Origin of the sequence: Streptomyces sp. NPDC021749, assembly GCF_040640655.1 — a bacterium.
Classification (GTDB): Bacteria; Actinomycetota; Actinomycetes; order Streptomycetales; family Streptomycetaceae; genus Streptomyces.
Window position 1 is genome coordinate 99,620 of record NZ_JBFACE010000015.1, and the last position, 15,084, is coordinate 114,703.

The window sequence follows — 15,084 nt, forward strand, 5'->3', positions numbered from 1 at the left end:
GATCCCCCCCGTGAGCAAGGTTCCGTCCATCACGCTCAACAACGGCATCGCCATGCCGCAGCTCGGCTTCGGCGTCTGGCAGGTCGAGGACGATCAGGCGTTCAGCGTCGTCGGCCAGGCCCTGGACGCCGGTTACCGCAGCATCGACACCGCGGCGATCTACGGCAACGAAAAGGGCACGGGCAAGGCGCTCGCCGCCTCCGGCATCCCCCGGGAAGAGCTCTTCGTCACGACCAAGCTGTGGAACTCCGACCAGGGCTACGACGCCACGCTCCGCGCCTTCGACACCTCGCTGACCAAGCTCGGCCTGGAGTACGTGGACCTCTACCTCATCCACTGGCCGGTCCCCTCCAAGGACACGTACGTCGAGACGTACAAGGCGTTCGAGAAGCTCCTCGCCGACGGCCGCGCCAAGGCCATCGGCGTCTCGAACTTCCTCCCCGAGCACCTGACGCGGCTGCTCGGCGAGACCTCCGTCGTCCCGGCCGTCAACCAGATCGAGCTGCATCCGCACCTCCAGCAGGAGGAGTCCCGCGCCTTCCACGTCCGGCACGGCATCGCCACCGAGGCCTGGTCGCCGCTCGGCCAGGGCCGGGGCCTCCTCGACGACCCGGTGATCGGCCGGATCGCCGCCAAGTACGGCAAGACGCCCGCCCAGGTGGTGCTGCGCTGGCACCTCCAGATCGGCAACGTCGTCATCCCGAAGTCCGCCACGCCCTCGCGGATCATCGAGAACATCGCCGTGTTCGGCTTCGAGCTGGACGGTGACGACCTCGCGGCGCTGGCCGGGCTGGACACCGGCAACCGCCTCGGCCCTGACCCGGCCACGTTCGACATGGCCTGATGTCCGCCGGCACGGCCTGAGTCCTGCGCGCACGGCGCCTCCCGGCCCCCGGGCGGCGCCGTGCCGTGGGCGGTCCGGCCCGAGTGGCGGGGTCGGCGGACGGCAGGAAGTGTGGAGGGAAGAGCGTGCGGCGTCCCGGCACACCCGGCGGGATGTGGCGCGCCGCCCGGCCCGCCCTGCCCCCGAGGAGGCCACGATGCCCGACGTCACCTCTGCCTATCAGCCCGGGACCCCCTGCTGGGTCGACCTCGCGGCCCCCGACCAGCAGGCCGCCATCGATTTCTACGCGAGCGTCTTCGGCTGGACCGGTGAGATCGGGCCCCCCGAGACCGGCGGTTACGCGGTGTGCCATCTGAAGGGCAGGCCGGTGGCCGGCATCATGGCCGCGATCGCGATGGACAACCAGCCGCCACCGCCCACGGTGTGGACCACCTATCTCGCGACCGACGACGCGGACACCGCCTCGGAGGCGGTCAGCAAGGCCGGCGGCACGATCCTGATGCCGGTCACGGACGTGATGTCGCTCGGCCGGATGTGCATCGCGGCCGACCCGACGGGCGCGGTGTTCGGTGTCTGGCAGGCCGTCGACTTCCCCGGCGCGGGCATCGTCAACGAGCACGGCGCGCTGATCTGGAACGAGCTCAACACCACCGACCGCTCCGCCGCGGCAGCCTTCTACCGGGCCGCGCTGGGCATCGAGAACGTCCCGCTGGAAGGCGCCGACAACTACTACGCGCTCAAGGTGAACGAGCGTGCCGTGGGCGGAATGCAGCCCATGTCGGAGCAGATGCCGCCGGACACGCCCTCGCACTGGCTGGCGTACTTCTCGGTGGCGGACACCGACCGGACGGTCGAGAAGGTGACCGCGGCCGGCGGCGCGGCGCTCCAGCAGCCGTTCGACATGATGGCCGGCCGGATGGCCGTGGTGACGGATCCGCAGGGCGCCACCTTCGCCGTGATCACCCCGAATCCGCTGAACCAGGGCTGACGGCCGCGGCCGGGCCGTCGGGCGACGGCCGCAGGCGGTCCTGCCGGGCCGGCAACCCCGAAGTCCCCGTCGCACGGCGCTGATCGTAGGGTCGGGGCCGTGGCAACTCCGGGATGGATGCCGCCGACGGATACCGAGCGGCGGCTGTGCGAAGCGACGGCGCGTGGTGACTGGGACGGACAGATCGCCGCGATCGCCGGCGAGGACCTGTATCTGGCGGCCCCGCAGCAGGGCCAGGACCCGCTGCCGGTCTACGACGACCCGGCGGCGGGCGGGAGGTGCATCCCCGTCCTGACCCGCGGCATGCTCCCGCCGTGGCAGCCGCAGCAGTTCTTCGACCGGGTGTCACTGGAGGAGCTGGCGCAGGACTGGCCGAACGACAAGTGGCGGCTGGCGGTCAACCCCGGCACGCCGTGCGCCGCGTACCTCGCCGCCACCCCCGCGCACCGGGCCGGCTGGCTGCGGGTCCGCGCCCAGGTGGGGGCGCGGCCGGGCGGGCTGCTGGTCACGCACTTCGGCGGTCCGCTGCACGGGCCGGTGGCGCAGGGCCTGGCGTGCGGCGCGCCGCTGGCGGTGCATCACAGCGTGCCCTGGAACGAGCTGGGGACGGCGTTCCTCGACCCCGCGACGGACGCCGACACGCTGCGCGAGCAGTGGTCGGTGACCGATCCGGCGGCCTGGCAGCAGCGCCTGGAACAGCTGCTGGCCGGCCGGTTCGCGCCGGCGGACGCCGAGGCGGCGCTGCGCGCCCGGGCGGGCCGGCGCACCCCGGACGGCGGGGGCGGGGAAGGGGAGGCGGCGGACGCTGCACCGGCCGGTGACGGCGCCGCGGCGCCGCAGCTGCCCGAGCTGGTGACCCGGTACGAGGAGCGTTTCCGCGCGGACGGGCTGCTGCCGGCCGGCGGTCAGGTGGTGTCCGTGGTGGCGCTGGACCTCGCCCATGCCGTGGCGCTGGCCCGGTGGGGCCTGGGCGCCCGGCTGTGCGCGCCGCCGCAGGCCGAGCAGGCGGTCCAGCGGGCCGCGGCCCGGGCCGCGGAGGTGTACGGCTCGTGGGAGGAGTTCGCCGCGGGCCATGCACTGGGCCGGGTGCTGGCCTTCGACCACGGCTGGTTCGGTGCCGCGTACGCGGAGACGGTGCATCTGCACCGGGTGCTCACCCAGGACCCGTCCTCGCCGTGGCGGGGCCTGCCGTTCGCCTGATCCCGGCGCGGAACGGTGTACAGGTAGGCCATGGATGTGGCGATCTGTCTGTTCAGTTCCGATCTCCGGGTGCACGACCAGCCGGTGCTGCGGGGCGCGTTGCGCGCCGCGGCGCGGGTGGTGCCGCTGTTCGTGGTCGACACCGGCGTCGCGCGGGCCGGGTTCATGGTGCCCAACCGGGCCGCGTTCCTGGCCGATGCGCTGGCGGATCTCGACGCCCAACTGCGTGAACGGGGCGGCCGGCTGGTCATCCGTACGGGCGACGTGGTGGCCGAGACCTGCCGGGTCGCGGCGGAGGCCGGGGCCGGGGAGGTGCATCTCGCGGCCGGGGTGAGCGGCTATGCGCAGCGCAGGGAGCGGCGGTTGGCCGGAGCGCTGGCCGCGGACGGGCGGGCGCTGGTCGTCCATGACGCGGTGGTCACCGCCGTGCCGCCGGGTGCGGTGCTGCCCGCCGGGCCGGGCCGGGACCACTTCGCGGTCTTCACCCCGTACTTCCGGCGCTGGCGGGCCGAGAAGCCGCGGGCGGTGCTGCCGGCAGCGCGGTCGGTGCCGGTCCCGGACGGGGTGCGGTCCGCGGCGGTGCCGTCGGCCAAGGAGCTGTGCCCGGGCGGCCGGCCGTCCCCGGCGCTCCCGGAGGGCGGCGAGCGGGCCGGCCGGCGCCGGTTCGCGTCGTGGCGGCGGTCCGGCCTGGCCGGGTACGAGGAGCGGCACGACGACCTCGCGGGCGATGCCACCTCGCGGCTGTCGCCGTATCTGCACTTCGGCTGTCTCTCGCCGGTGGAGGTGGTGCACGAGGCGTCCGGGCGTTCCGGTGCCGGAGCCGAGGCCTTCGTGCGGCAGCTGGCGTGGCGGGACTTCCACCACCAGGTGCTGGCGGCCCGCCCGGACGCGGCGGCGGCCGACTACCGGCCCCGGGGCGACCGGTGGCGGCGGGCGGACGCGGAGGTGGCGGCCTGGAAGGCCGGCCGGACCGGGTTCCCGGTGATCGACGCGGCGATGCGGCAGCTGCTCCACGAGGGCTGGATGCACAACCGGGCCCGGATGCTGGTGGCCGGTTTCCTGACCAAGACGCTGTACGTGGACTGGCGGGAGGGCGCCCGGCACTTCCTGGACCTGCTGGTGGACGGCGATGTGGCCGACAACCAGCTGAACTGGCAGTGGATGGCGGGAACCGGCACCGACACCCGGCCCAACCGGATGCTCAATCCCCTCGTCCAGGCCGCGCGGTTCGACCCGGAGGGTGAATATGTGCGCCGCTGGGTCCCGGAGCTGGCGGGCCTCGACGGGCCCGCGGTGCACCGGCCGTGGCGGCTCGGCGCACCCGAGCGCGCCGCGTACGACTACCCGGAGCCGCTGGTGGACCTGGCGGACGCGGCGCTGCGGTTCCGGCGGGCGCGCGGGCAGGAGTAGCCGTACGGGCCGGCATGTCGCCGGGCCGCCGCACCGCGGGCGGCGGGCAGCGTGTCATGGGCGGCCCCGCCGCCGGGGGATGATGCAGGACGTACCGACGGAGAGGACGGATGACGACATGGGCGACACCGGGATGCGTCGCGGGATGGACCGGACACTGCTGGACCGGGCCCTGGGGGCGGCCGGGCCGCGGCAGCCGGCCACCCGTCCCACCTGGGCCCAGTGCCGCACGGCACTGCGTCGGACACCGCTGTCGGTGTGGCACGACGACGTCACGGACTGGGCGGCGAGCCTGACGTACTACTCGGTGCTGGCGCTGCTGCCGACGCTGATCGTCACGGTGTCCCTGATCGGTCTGGCCGATCCGGACGCCACCGAGCAGCTGGTCAACCAGATCAGTTCGCTGGCGCCGGCCGGGTCGGGCGGGACCGTGCACCGCGCGCTGGCCACCATGGCGCAGCAGCGCACCGCGGCGTGGGTGGTGGTGGGCGGTGCGCTGGTCAGCGCGCTGTGGTCGTCGTGCAGCTATCTGGCGGTGTTCCGCCGGGCGCTGCACGCGATGCACCGGACGAAGGACGACCGGCCGCCGTGGCGCAAGGCGCCGCGCATCCTGGCCACCGCGCTGCTGCTGATGGCGTTGCTGATCAGCAGTGCGGTGGCGCTGCTGGTGAGCGGGCCGATCGCGGCCTGGGCGGGCCGGGCGCTCGGGCTGGGCGATGCCGGTGAGGCGACCTGGAACCTGTTGAAGTGGCCGCTGCTGCTGGTCCTGGCGACCGTGCTGGCCATGGTGCTGTTCCGGTCCGGGCCGCCGAGTTCGCGCGGGGTGCGGCGGGCGGCGCCGGGCGGCGTGGTGGCGGTGCTGCTGTGGCTGGTGGCGTCCGCGGGGTTCGCCGTCTACGTCGACTGCGTCGGCACCTTCAACCGGCTCTACGGCTCACTGGCGGGGCCGGTGGTGTTCCTGATCTGGCTGTGGTTCTCGCATCTGTCGCTGCTGTCGGGCGCGCAGTTCAACGTGGAGCTGGCCCGGGCGGGCCGGGTGGTGAAGCCGCGCTCGGGCGACTGAGCCCGAGCCGCCGGGGGCACTCGGGTGCCCGCACCCGTCAGTCCGCGCCGTGTGCCCCGGCGATCTCCTCGATGCGGCGGGCCAGCCCGAAGTCGAGGTCGGTGACCTTGCCGCCGATGCTGTGGGTGTTCACCGCGACGGTCAGCCGGTTGTAGCCCAGTGTCAGATCGGCGTGGTGGTCCAACTCGTCCTGGATGCGGGCGATGTGCAGCACCATCACGGCCGCCGGGAGGTGTCCCGGGAAGTGGTAGCTGCGGTGCAGCCGGTCGTCCTCGACGGACCAGCCGGGCAGCTCCGCGAGCCGCTCCTCGATCTCCTTCGCACCGAGTGGTTCCACCGTGGCGCCCATCGCGTTCCCCTCTCACCGGTCCTGACAATTCGATCGTACGTCGGACCGCCGATCGATTACCGTCATCGCCATGACGACTGTTGCCGCGCCGGCCCCGCCGGAGACGAGCACGGGTGTGGGCGCGCTGCTGCGCGAATGGCGTGACCGGCGCCGGATCAGCCAGCTGGAGCTGGCGCTGCGCGCCGACTCCTCCGCCCGGCACATCAGCTTCATCGAGACCGGCCGCTCCCGCCCGAGCCAGGAGATGGTGCTCCGCCTGGCCGAACACCTCGACGTGCCGGTACGCGAGCGCAACGCGCTGCTGATCGCCGCCGGCTACGCCCCGACCTTCCCCGAGACCCCGCTGGACGACCCCGCCATGGATGCCCTGCGCTCCGGTCTGGAACGGCTGCTGACCGGCTACGAGCCGTTCCCGGCGCTGGTGGTCGACGGGCTCTACACCGTCCAGGCGGCGAACCGCGGCATCACCATGCTGCTGTCGGACGTCGACCCGGCGCTCCTCCGGCCGCCGCTGAACGCCATGCGGATCACCATGCACCCGGACGGTCTGGCGCCCCGGATCCGCAACTACCTGGAATGGCGCGAGCATCTGCTCGGCCAGATGGAGCGCCAGCTGGCCCTGATGCGGTCCGCGCCGCTGCGCGCCCTCTACGAGGAGGTGAGCGGCTATCCGCTGCCCCCGGGCGGCCGGGAGCGGGCGTCCTTCGGCGGTCATGCGCCGTTCGCGCTGCCGATGATGATCGAGCACGACGGCCGGGTGCTGTCCTTCATCTCGACCATCGCCACGTTCAACACCCCGATGGATGTGACCGTTTCCGAACTCGCGGTGGAGACCTTCCTCCCCGCCGACCCGGAAACGGTCACGTATCTGCGCACCCGGACCGGATAGTCCGGTCCGCCCGCTCACATGGCGGGCACCCGGTCCAGGAACCCCACCACGGTGCGGATCCGCCCGTCGTCGGCCAGCCGCGCCACGTCGAACCCGGCGACCGGCGCCGAGCCGTCCGGCGCCACCAGCTCCCAGCCGAACCGCGCCACGTCGTGGTGCCCGTCCACGTCCCCCAGCTGCCGGAAGACGAACCCCGGGAACTGCGCGTGCGCCCCGGCGATCACCGCCGCCAGCCCGTCGTGCCCGGCCACGTCGGCCAGCGGGTCGGTGTAGGTGGCCTGCTCGTCGAAGGCCGCGGCGACGGCCTTGCCGAGCGCCTCCTCCTCGGTCGCGTTCCAGGCCTCGAAGTACCGTGCCACCGCGTCCGCGTACCGCTGCTGCTCCGTCATGATCTGCTCCTCGTCACGTCAGAAACCACCTGGACTCCCGGTTCACGGGCCGGAGTGCGCCGGCCCGTGAACCGGTGCCCTCAGCTTGCCGGGCGGCGCGGCCGGGGTCGATGACGTCCGAGGTAATGGCCCTCGTCAGCGGGGGTGCGCAAGGCGCAGCGGCTGCCACCAGCCGGGGTTGTCGCGGTACCAGGCGACGGTGCGCAGCAGTCCGGTGCGGAACGGCACCTCGGGGGCGTAGCCCAGCGCGCGCAGCTTGCGGTCGTCGAGGGCGTAGCGGCGGTCGTGGCCGGGCCGGTCGGCGACATGGCGGATCCGGTCCGGGCCGGCACCGCAGGCGTCCAGCAGCAGTGTGGTCAGGTCGAGGTTGCTCAACTCCTCGCCGCCGCCTATGTGGTAGACCTCGCCGGGGCGGCCCCGCTGCAGGACGAGGTGGATGCCGCGGCAGTGGTCGTCGACGTGCAGCCAGTCGCGGACGTGCCGGCCGTCGCCGTAGAGCGGGACGGTCCCGCCGGACAGCAGGGAGGTCACGAACAGCGGGATGACCTTCTCGGGGTACTGGTACGGCCCGTAGTTGTTGCTGCAGCGGGTGATGCTCGCGTCAAGACCGTAGGTGCGGGCGTAGGACCGGACGAGCAGTTCGGCGCTGGCCTTGGTCGCCGCGTAGGGCGAGTTGGGCAGCAGCGGGCTCTCCTCGGTCCAGGCGCCGTCCTCGATGGAGCCGTACACCTCGTCGGTGGAGATCTGGACGAAGCGCGGCACGCCGGTCCGGCGCACCGCTTCGAGGAGGGTGTGGGTGCCGAGCACGTTGGTGCGGACGAAGGCGTCCGCACCGGCTATGGAACGGTCGACATGCGACTCCGCGGCGAAGTTGAGCACCGCGTCGTGCCCGGGCAGCAGGTCGGTGAGCAGCGGGCCGTCACAGACGTCGCCCTGGACGAAGGTGAAGCCGGGATGGTCGCGCACCGCTGCGAGGTTGGCCGGGTTGCCGGCGTAGGTGAGCTTGTCGAGCGCGGTGACCCGGACGTCCCCGGCGCCGGGGTACGCCCCGCCCAGCAGGCTTCGCACGTAGTGCGAGCCGATGAAGCCGGCGGCACCGGTGACCAGCAGCCGCATCACGGTGTCCGCTCCGTCCGCGCCTCCGGGGCGTCGCCCCCGGTGCGGTCACCCGGCAAGGGGCGCGGGCTCCTGGTCGTCCGCCAGGGCGCCTTCGGGGGACGCCGGGTCGGCGGCGGGGGCCTGGCGGGCGGTGCGGCGGGCGGCCATCCAGGCGTAGACGAGGATGCCGGCGAAGAGGAACAGCACGCCCTGGTAGATCGCGGCGTAGCCGGCGCCGGCGACGAGCCAGAAGGTGAAGCCGAAGGCGGCCAGCGCGAGGGTCATGTCGCGGGCGAAGCGGGCCGGGCGGACCCGGTCGCGGCGGCCGGTGAGCAGGAAGTAGACCTGGGCGCCGGCGGCGAGGAGGTAGGGGACGGTGGCGGAGAAGGTGGTGATCAGCACCAGGATCTGGAAGACCCCGCCGGTGCCGAGGACGTAGTTGATGACGGTCAGCGCGCTGGCGAGGATGCCGGCGGCGAGCACGCCGAAGGTGGGGACGCCGCGGCGCTTGATCAGGAACGGCGCGGGGAAGAGGCCGTCCTTGGCGGCGGCGTACGGCGACTGGGCGCTCATCAGCGTCCAGCCGTTGAGCGCGCCGATGATCGAGACGACGGCGGCGCCGGCGACGAGGGTGCCGCCCCAGTGGCCGCCGAACATCGCGTTCACCGCGTCCGAGAACGGCGCCGTGGAGTTCACCAGCTTGGCGTGCGCGACGGTGCCGAAGACCGCGACGGTGCCCAGCAGGTAGACGACGGCCGAGCCGACGGTGCCGAGGACGGTGGCCCGGCCGACGTTGCGCTCCGGGTCGCGGACCTCGCCGGCGCTCATCGCCGCGGACTCCACGCCGACGTAGGAGTAGAGCAGGATCGCGGCGGCGGCGGACATCCCGCCGAGTGCGCTGCCGTGGCCGGCGTGGAACGGGCCCAGGTTGTGCGGGTCGAAGAAGAACAGCCCGACGACCGCGATGAAGAGCAGCGGGACGAACTTCAGGACGGTGGAGACGAGCTGGACGGCGCCCACGTAGCGGGTGCCGGCGAAGTTGGCGAGGGCCGGGAGCCAGAGGGCGGCGAGCGCGACCAGGAGGTCGGTGCCGGCCGAGGCGTGGCCGGGGACGAGGACGTGCACGTAGCCGACGGCGGCGACCGCGAGGGCGGCGTTGCTGACCCAGGTCATCGTCCAGTACGACCAGGCCGAGAGGAAGCCGGCGAAGTCGCCGAACGCCTCGCGCGCGTAGACGTAGGGCCCTCCGGTGTCCGGGTGGCGCTCGGCGAGCCGGCCGAAGACCAGGGCGAGGGCGACCGCACCGATGGTGAGCACGCCGAAGGCAAGAAGGCTGACGGTGCCGAAGGGGGCCACCGAAGCCGGGAGGAGGAAGATGCCGCCGCCGATGATGTTGCCCATCACCAGGCAGGTGGCGGTTCCGAGACCGAAGCGGCGGGTGTGCCGGTCGTGCATGGCGTGGTGGGCCTCTCGTCGTGCGCGGTGCACCCGGGGTTACCGAGCATCGGTAATGGTCGGTGATCGAACGGCCCGGGCCCAAATCAGCGGGATTTGTGCGGCGGGGGGCGGTCCGGCGCGGCAAAACCTTCGGAGGGCGGGGCTTTGGGCCGTAGTTCGTCCGCGGGGGCGCCGTACGGGCCGTCGGGCGGCCGGTGGCCGGTGGCCGCCCGGAGCCGGCGGCGGACCAGGCGGGGGACCTGCTCGGCACCGGTCGGCGGGGTGCCGTCCGGGGAGGGCGGGGTGGGGCCGGCGGGACCTGGGAGGGGCCGGGGCCGGCCGCGCCCCGGCCGTTCTCCCCGGTCAGCGCTCCGCCAGTACCCGGGACGCCCCCACCGGCAGGTCCCACAGGTCCTCGCGGGGGCGGCCGGTCGCCTCCCAGGCGGCGCGGACCCGGCGCAGCGGTTCCAGCGGCGGCTCGCCGGAGAGCAGGAACGTCGACCAGTGCATCGGCACCAGGGCCCGGGCGCCCAGGTCCTGGCAGGCCCGTACCGCCTCCTCGGGGTCGGTGTGCACCGGGCGCAGCATCCAGCGCGGGTCGTAGGCACCGATCGGCAGCAGCGCCAGGTCGATGTCCGGGTAGCGGCGGCCGATCTCCTCGAACCAGTGGCCGTAGCCGGTGTCCCCGGCGAAGTGGACCCGGCGTCCGTCGGGCGCGGTGAGCAACCAGCCGCCCCACAGGGAGCGGCAGGTGTCGGTGAGGGTGCGCTTGCTCCAGTGGTGGGCGGGGACGAAATCGAGGCGCACCGGGCCGCCGGGGGCGGGGAGTTCGACCGCCTCCCACCAGTCGAGGTCGGTGACGTGGGTGAAGCCGCGCCGGCGGGCCCAGCCGGCCAGTCCGGCGGGCAGCAGCAGCGGGGTGTGCCGGGGCAGCCGCTTGAGGGTCGGGATGTCGAGATGGTCGTAGTGGTTGTGGCTGATGAGGACGGCGTCGACCGGCGGCAGGTCCTCCCAGCGGACACCGACGGGGGTGACCCGGGGCGGGGTGCCGAGGATCTTGCGGGACCAGACCGGGTCGGTCAGTACGGTCAGTCCGGCGATCCGGATGATCCAGCTGGCGTGGCCGGCCCAGGTGAGGGCGATGGTGGTGGGGCCCGCGGCCGGCAGCGGGCCCGGTTCGAACGGCAGCTGCTGGATCTCGTGCAGGGTCTCGGTGGCCGGGCGCAGCTTGCCCTCGCGGGCGATCCGGGCCAGCGCGCGGACGCCGGGCAGCGGGGCGGTCAGCCGGTCGGTGAAGTCCCGGGGCCAGGTGCGGGTCCCGCCCAGTGGGCGGGGCTCGGCCAGGGGCGGCGGGGCGTCGGTGACCGGTGCCGGGCCGGTGGCGGGGGCGGTGCCGGGGCCCGCTCCCGCGCCCGGTCCGGCGTCGGTTCCGTTGCCGGGTCCGGCGCCGGTGTCGCCCCGGTGGTCGGCGGACTGCTCGGCGAGGGAGCGCTCGGTCTGTTCGGTCATCGAGGGGCTCCATTCGGTGGACAGAACCGGGGCGGTTCACAACGGGGTCGGGGCGCGGAGGTCCGGCGGATCAGCCGTCCCCGGCGGCGGTGAGCGCGGCCAGGGCACGCGAGAGGGCGGTCAACGCCTCGGTGATGTGCGGGAGTTCCAGCGGGTCGGGCGCGTCCAGGACGCGTTGCCGCAGCTCCCGGTCGGTGCCCAGCAGGGCCTCGGTGCCCAGCCGGACCCGCAGTGCGCCCGGGTCGTCGCCGAAACGGTGCCCACCGAGCGCCGCCCAGGGCGCCAACTCCCGTTCCAGCGCGACGGATTCGACGATGCCGCGGGTGGCGAGGGGGCGCCGCAGCGGTTCCAGGTCCGCGTAGAGGTGGCTGCCGGCGCGCGGCGGCCGGCAGAGGGCGCCCGCCTCGGTGAGGGTGTGGTGCAGGGCGGCGGTGAGCACGCCGTGGATCCGGGCGACGGTGGCCGTCCGGGCCCGTACGGTGTCGGGCTCGCCGAGCGCATGGGTCACGGCGCAGGCGAGCGGTCCCGGCAACGGGGTGCGGAGCTCGGCGAGCACCTCCAGGGTGGCGGCGCGCAGCTCTGCGCCCCGGCCGGTGTCCGGGAAGCGGGCCAGTGCGGCGGGCCAGGAGGCGGGCAGCAGTGTGGCGCGCAGGTCGCTGATCACCACGACCTCGTCCGGCAGCATCTCGGCGGGGCTGAGCAGCACGGTGTCGTGCGGTTCGTGCAGCAGGTCGCGGCGGGTCTCGTCGCTGAGGACCCAGAGCCCCTCTTCGGCCGCCGCCTCGCACACCTCGTGCAGCTGCTCCGGCGCGGGGCAGGTGCCGGTCGGGTCGTCGGGTACGGAGAGCACCAGTACCCGCGGGGTCTCGCCGTGCTCGCGGGCCCGGCGGACGGTCTCCAGCAGCGCGAACGGGTCCGGCAGCCCGCCGGATTCCGCGGGGACCGGCGCGCGGTGCACCGGCCGGCCGAGCAGCCGGGCGGGCGGTGCGTACGAGGCGGAGCAGGGCCGGGGCAGGACCACGGCGCCGTCGGCGGCGGCGTACAGCGCGAGCAGCAGCGGGGACGCCCCGGGGGCGGCGAGGATCTGGCCGGGGCCGGTGGTCAGGCCGCGCCGTTCCCAGTGGCCGGCGGCGGCGGAGCGCAGCGGGGCGCCGCCGCCGGGGGGTTCGGCGTCGGCACGGCCGGCGGCCGCGGCGAGGTGCGCGGCGAGTTCCGGCAGGACCGGCAGGCCCACCAGAGGGTCCGGGTCCGGGTCCGGCTCCGGCCGCGGATCGGGGGCGGTCCGCTGCATCCGTACCTCCACTCCACGACGGCGGGTCGATCGTGGGCCCATCACATGATGGGCGGCCCCGTCCACCTTCGCAGATCGGGCGGGTGCGGCCCGGGGGCGACACGTCGCGGGGACGGGTGGTGATCCCGGGGCCGTCAGGACGCCGTGGCCTTGGTGGTGCCGAGCCGGCCGTCGGTGGGGCTGCAGTCGGTGTCGCCCAGGGTCACGGTCACCGCGTTCACCCGGCCGGTCGGGACCATGACCAGCTGCGGCGCGATCGCACGGCCCGTCTTGACGTCGTAGGAGGGTTCGGCGAGATACGTCCAGTCGCTGGCCGCACCGATGAAGTAGGCGTCCAGCTCGTACCCCGCCCCGTACACCGTGAGCATCGCCGCGGCGCCGCCCAGCAAGCCCCTCGTGCTGAGCGCCGCACCGGCCTGTGGTCCCGGTGCCGCCTTCTCGGAATCCGCCATGCCTCCATCGGTGTGCCGGACCGTTCGGGACCACACCCGCCAGGGTGCGGAAGCACCCGATCAGCGAGGCGGGCGAGCCCTTTGCGGAGAGCTCGTGCCGCACCGGTCTCCCCGCTCGTAGCGATGGACCGTCACCCTCTCCCCCGGCCCCCACTCCTGCTGCCCGGTGGCGCGGCGGACCCAGCCGCGGCGCTCGTAGAGGGCGATGGCCGCGGTGTCGGTGGCCTTCACCTCCAGTACGGGGCGCAGACCGCGGGCCGCCGCGGCGTCCTCAACGGCTCCGAGCAGGCGTCCGCCGTGGCCCGCGCCGCGGGCGTGGGGGGCGACGTAGAGGCGGCTGACCTCGCGTCCGCACAGCGCGCCGTGGCCGACGATCCGGCCGGCCGACAGGGCGACCCAGGCGGCGGTCAGTCCGTCGGGGGTCAGCCATCCTGCCGGGTCGTCCGGCCAGTGGTGCGGATAGCCGCTGTGCGCGTGCACCTCGGCCAGTACGGCCGTGCAGGCGTCGAGATCGGTGGCCCTGCGTCTCCTCAGCACCGGATAAGGGAAGCACGGTTACGGGCGCGAGGGGGTAGGAGGTGCCGCATGCGAACGCTCCTGAGCAACCTCGACCGGCGGACCTTCGACCTGATCGCCACCCGCGAGTGGCCCGGGGCCCAGCGGGTGCTGCCCCGGCTGACCCGCAGCGCCAATCACGGGCTGCTGTGGTTCGGCATCGCGGCGGGCGCGGCGGCGCTCGGCGGGCGGCCGGCGCGGCGGGCCGCGCTGCGCGGGGTGGCCTCCCTGGCCGTGGCCTCGGCCACGGTCAACACGCTCGGCAAGCGCTCGGTGCGCCGGCAGCGGCCGCTGCTGGACGCGGTGCCGGTGATCCGGCAGCTGACCCGCCAGCCGTTCACCTCGTCCTTCCCGTCCGGGCACGCCGCCTCGGCGGCGGCGTTCGCGACCGGGGTGTTCTTCGAGAACAAGTGGTGGGGCCTGGCGCTGGCGCCGGTCGCCGTCTCGGTGGCGTTCTCCCGCATCTATACGGGTGTGCACTATCCGGGTGATGTGCTGGCGGGGGCCGCGCTGGGTGCGGGTGCGGCGTTCGCGGTGCGGGGGCTGGTGCCGACCCGCGCGCAGCTGGCGCCGCCGGCCCGGCCGCGTGCGGAGGCGCCCGCGCTCCCCGGCGGCCGGGGGCTGGTCGTGGTGGCGAACCCGGGCTCGGGGCAGCGCACGGGGCAGCGTCCGGACCGGGCCGCCGAGGTGCACGCGGTGCTGCCGGAGGCCGAGGTGGTGACGTGCGGCGGGCGGGACCGGCAGCCGCTGGACGAGGCGCTGGAGACCGCCGCGGAGCGGGCCAGGGAGCTGGGCGGCGCGCTGGGGGTGGTCGGCGGGGACGGCACGGTCAACGCCGCGGCGGCGGTCGCGATGCGGCACGGGCTGCCCCTGGCGGTGCTGCCCGGCGGCACGGCCAACCACTTCGCGTACGACCTGGGGATCGAGAGCTTCGTGGCGGCGGCGCGGGCCGTGGAGAGCGGGGAGGCGGTCGCGGTCGACGTGGCGCGCTTCCGGACCGGCCCGCACCGGGAGGGCCGCTCTTTCCTCAACACCTTTTCGGTGGGCGTCTACCCGGAGCTGGTCCGGATCCGGGAGCGCTGGGCGGGCCGGATCGGCGCCTGGCCGGCGGGGGTGCTCGCGGCGTGGGAGGTGCTGCGCTCCGCGGAACCGATGTCGGTGCGGATCGGCGGCGAGCAGCGCTCGGTCTGGCTGCTGTTCGTGGGCAACTGCCAGTACCGGGGGCTGGGTTTCGCACCGGTGCGCCGGCACGACCTGGCGGACGGGGTGCTCGACGTACGGGTGGTGCACGGCGGCCGGCTGGCCCGGACCCGGCTGTTCGCCGCGGCCCTGATGGGCACTCCGCGGCGTTCGCCGGTGCTCGGCGAGGCGCGGCTGGCGCGGCTGCGGATCGGCGGGCTCGGGGACACCGCGGCGGTGGCGTTCGACGGTGAAGTGGCCATGTACGGCGGAGAGTTGACGCTGGAGAAGGAGCGGGAGGCGCTGACGGTGTATCGGCTGCTGCCCGACTGAGCGGCGGGGCGGGCGGGGGCGGCCGGACCATTACTGCTCGCCCACAATGCGAGACGGCTCTCTCAAGATACGAGACCGACGCGTACGGTGGGGGTGTC

15 protein-coding genes are annotated in these 15,084 nt (G+C 74.4%); 7 read left to right on the plus strand and 8 right to left on the minus strand.

Going from position 1 to position 15,084, the window contains the following annotated elements; translation table 11 throughout:
- The first annotated feature begins 10 nt into the window (after window positions 1-10).
- The 5 genes from AB0G35_RS17320 to AB0G35_RS17340 all read left to right on the plus strand — a co-directional run bounded on the left by AB0G35_RS17320 (window position 11) and on the right by AB0G35_RS17340 (window position 5,505).
- Entirely contained in the window at window positions 11-844 is an 834-nt protein-coding gene (locus AB0G35_RS17320; RefSeq protein WP_360949417.1) for an aldo/keto reductase, read from the plus strand.
- A gap of 196 nt (window positions 845-1,040) precedes the next feature.
- Complete coding sequence (locus tag AB0G35_RS17325; protein ID WP_360949419.1) at window positions 1,041-1,832, plus strand: VOC family protein; 792 nt, start codon at window positions 1,041-1,043, stop codon at window positions 1,830-1,832.
- Window positions 1,833-1,931: 99 nt separating this feature from the next.
- Window positions 1,932-3,032: a DUF1266 domain-containing protein gene (locus tag AB0G35_RS17330; protein WP_360949421.1), complete on the plus strand. Its 1,101-nt coding sequence runs from the start codon at window positions 1,932-1,934 to the stop codon at window positions 3,030-3,032.
- Window positions 3,033-3,062: 30 nt separating this feature from the next.
- The gene (locus AB0G35_RS17335) at window positions 3,063-4,442 is read left to right on the plus strand and encodes a deoxyribodipyrimidine photo-lyase (RefSeq protein ID WP_360949423.1); all 1,380 of its coding nucleotides are present in this window, start codon (window positions 3,063-3,065) and stop codon (window positions 4,440-4,442) included.
- A gap of 118 nt (window positions 4,443-4,560) precedes the next feature.
- Complete coding sequence (locus tag AB0G35_RS17340) at window positions 4,561-5,505, plus strand: YihY/virulence factor BrkB family protein (RefSeq protein WP_360949425.1); 945 nt, start codon at window positions 4,561-4,563, stop codon at window positions 5,503-5,505.
- A gap of 37 nt (window positions 5,506-5,542) precedes the next feature.
- Here AB0G35_RS17340 and AB0G35_RS17345 read toward each other — a convergent pair whose 3' ends face one another.
- Window positions 5,543-5,854, minus strand: coding sequence for a 4a-hydroxytetrahydrobiopterin dehydratase (locus AB0G35_RS17345; protein ID WP_360949427.1), 312 nt, complete (start codon window positions 5,852-5,854; stop codon window positions 5,543-5,545).
- Between the two features lie 70 nt (window positions 5,855-5,924).
- Here AB0G35_RS17345 and AB0G35_RS17350 point away from each other — a divergent pair, with 70 nt between their 5' ends.
- Window positions 5,925-6,743 carry a helix-turn-helix transcriptional regulator gene (locus AB0G35_RS17350; protein ID WP_360949429.1) on the plus strand — a complete coding sequence of 273 codons (819 nt, stop codon included), beginning with the start codon at window positions 5,925-5,927 and terminating at the stop codon, window positions 6,741-6,743.
- 14 nt (window positions 6,744-6,757) lie between these two features.
- Here AB0G35_RS17350 and AB0G35_RS17355 read toward each other — a convergent pair whose 3' ends face one another.
- The 7 genes from AB0G35_RS17355 to AB0G35_RS17385 all read right to left on the minus strand — a co-directional run bounded on the left by AB0G35_RS17355 (window position 6,758) and on the right by AB0G35_RS17385 (window position 13,456).
- A complete protein-coding gene (locus AB0G35_RS17355; protein WP_360949431.1) occupies window positions 6,758-7,132 on the minus strand; it encodes a nuclear transport factor 2 family protein in 375 nt (124 codons plus the stop codon).
- A gap of 135 nt (window positions 7,133-7,267) precedes the next feature.
- Entirely contained in the window at window positions 7,268-8,248 is a 981-nt protein-coding gene (gene rfbB / locus AB0G35_RS17360) for a dTDP-glucose 4,6-dehydratase (RefSeq protein WP_360949575.1), read from the minus strand.
- Window positions 8,249-8,296: 48 nt separating this feature from the next.
- Window positions 8,297-9,685 (minus strand): amino acid permease, encoded by a 1,389-nt coding sequence (locus tag AB0G35_RS17365; protein ID WP_360949433.1) that lies wholly within the window; start codon window positions 9,683-9,685, stop codon window positions 8,297-8,299.
- Window positions 9,686-10,030: 345 nt separating this feature from the next.
- Window positions 10,031-11,176: an MBL fold metallo-hydrolase gene (locus AB0G35_RS17370; protein WP_360949435.1), complete on the minus strand. Its 1,146-nt coding sequence runs from the start codon at window positions 11,174-11,176 to the stop codon at window positions 10,031-10,033.
- A gap of 70 nt (window positions 11,177-11,246) precedes the next feature.
- Complete coding sequence (locus tag AB0G35_RS17375; protein WP_360949437.1) at window positions 11,247-12,467, minus strand: aminotransferase class I/II-fold pyridoxal phosphate-dependent enzyme; 1,221 nt, start codon at window positions 12,465-12,467, stop codon at window positions 11,247-11,249.
- Window positions 12,468-12,601: 134 nt separating this feature from the next.
- Window positions 12,602-12,919, minus strand: a complete 318-nt coding sequence (locus AB0G35_RS17380) for a hypothetical protein (RefSeq protein WP_360949439.1) — start codon at window positions 12,917-12,919, stop codon at window positions 12,602-12,604.
- A 60-nt stretch (window positions 12,920-12,979) separates the two neighbouring features.
- Complete coding sequence (locus tag AB0G35_RS17385) at window positions 12,980-13,456, minus strand: GNAT family N-acetyltransferase (protein ID WP_360949441.1); 477 nt, start codon at window positions 13,454-13,456, stop codon at window positions 12,980-12,982.
- A gap of 48 nt (window positions 13,457-13,504) precedes the next feature.
- Between AB0G35_RS17385 and AB0G35_RS17390 the strand changes: the two genes are divergently transcribed.
- Window positions 13,505-14,986 carry a phosphatase PAP2 family protein gene (locus tag AB0G35_RS17390; RefSeq protein WP_360949443.1) on the plus strand — a complete coding sequence of 494 codons (1,482 nt, stop codon included), beginning with the start codon at window positions 13,505-13,507 and terminating at the stop codon, window positions 14,984-14,986.
- Window positions 14,987-15,084 lie beyond the last annotated feature (98 nt).

What these genes read in the sequence shown, in the direction of transcription:
- AB0G35_RS17325 (WP_360949419.1), top strand. Translation starts at nt 1,041, where the DNA reads ATGCCCGACGTCACCTCTGCCTATCAGCCCGGGACCCCCTGCTGGGTC.
- AB0G35_RS17335 (WP_360949423.1), top strand. Translation starts at nt 3,063, where the DNA reads ATGGATGTGGCGATCTGTCTGTTCAGTTCCGATCTCCGGGTGCACGAC.
- AB0G35_RS17340 (WP_360949425.1), top strand. Translation starts at nt 4,561, where the DNA reads ATGGGCGACACCGGGATGCGTCGCGGGATGGACCGGACACTGCTGGAC.
- AB0G35_RS17345 (WP_360949427.1), bottom strand. Translation starts at nt 5,854, where the DNA reads ATGGGCGCCACGGTGGAACCACTCGGTGCGAAGGAGATCGAGGAGCGG.
- AB0G35_RS17350 (WP_360949429.1), top strand. Translation starts at nt 5,925, where the DNA reads ATGACGACTGTTGCCGCGCCGGCCCCGCCGGAGACGAGCACGGGTGTG.
- AB0G35_RS17355 (WP_360949431.1), bottom strand. Translation starts at nt 7,132, where the DNA reads ATGACGGAGCAGCAGCGGTACGCGGACGCGGTGGCACGGTACTTCGAG.
- rfbB (WP_360949575.1), bottom strand. Translation starts at nt 8,248, where the DNA reads ATGCGGCTGCTGGTCACCGGTGCCGCCGGCTTCATCGGCTCGCACTAC.
- AB0G35_RS17365 (WP_360949433.1), bottom strand. Translation starts at nt 9,685, where the DNA reads ATGCACGACCGGCACACCCGCCGCTTCGGTCTCGGAACCGCCACCTGC.
- AB0G35_RS17370 (WP_360949435.1), bottom strand. Translation starts at nt 11,176, where the DNA reads ATGACCGAACAGACCGAGCGCTCCCTCGCCGAGCAGTCCGCCGACCAC.
- AB0G35_RS17375 (WP_360949437.1), bottom strand. Translation starts at nt 12,467, where the DNA reads ATGCAGCGGACCGCCCCCGATCCGCGGCCGGAGCCGGACCCGGACCCG.
- AB0G35_RS17380 (WP_360949439.1), bottom strand. Translation starts at nt 12,919, where the DNA reads ATGGCGGATTCCGAGAAGGCGGCACCGGGACCACAGGCCGGTGCGGCG.
- AB0G35_RS17390 (WP_360949443.1), top strand. Translation starts at nt 13,505, where the DNA reads ATGCGAACGCTCCTGAGCAACCTCGACCGGCGGACCTTCGACCTGATC.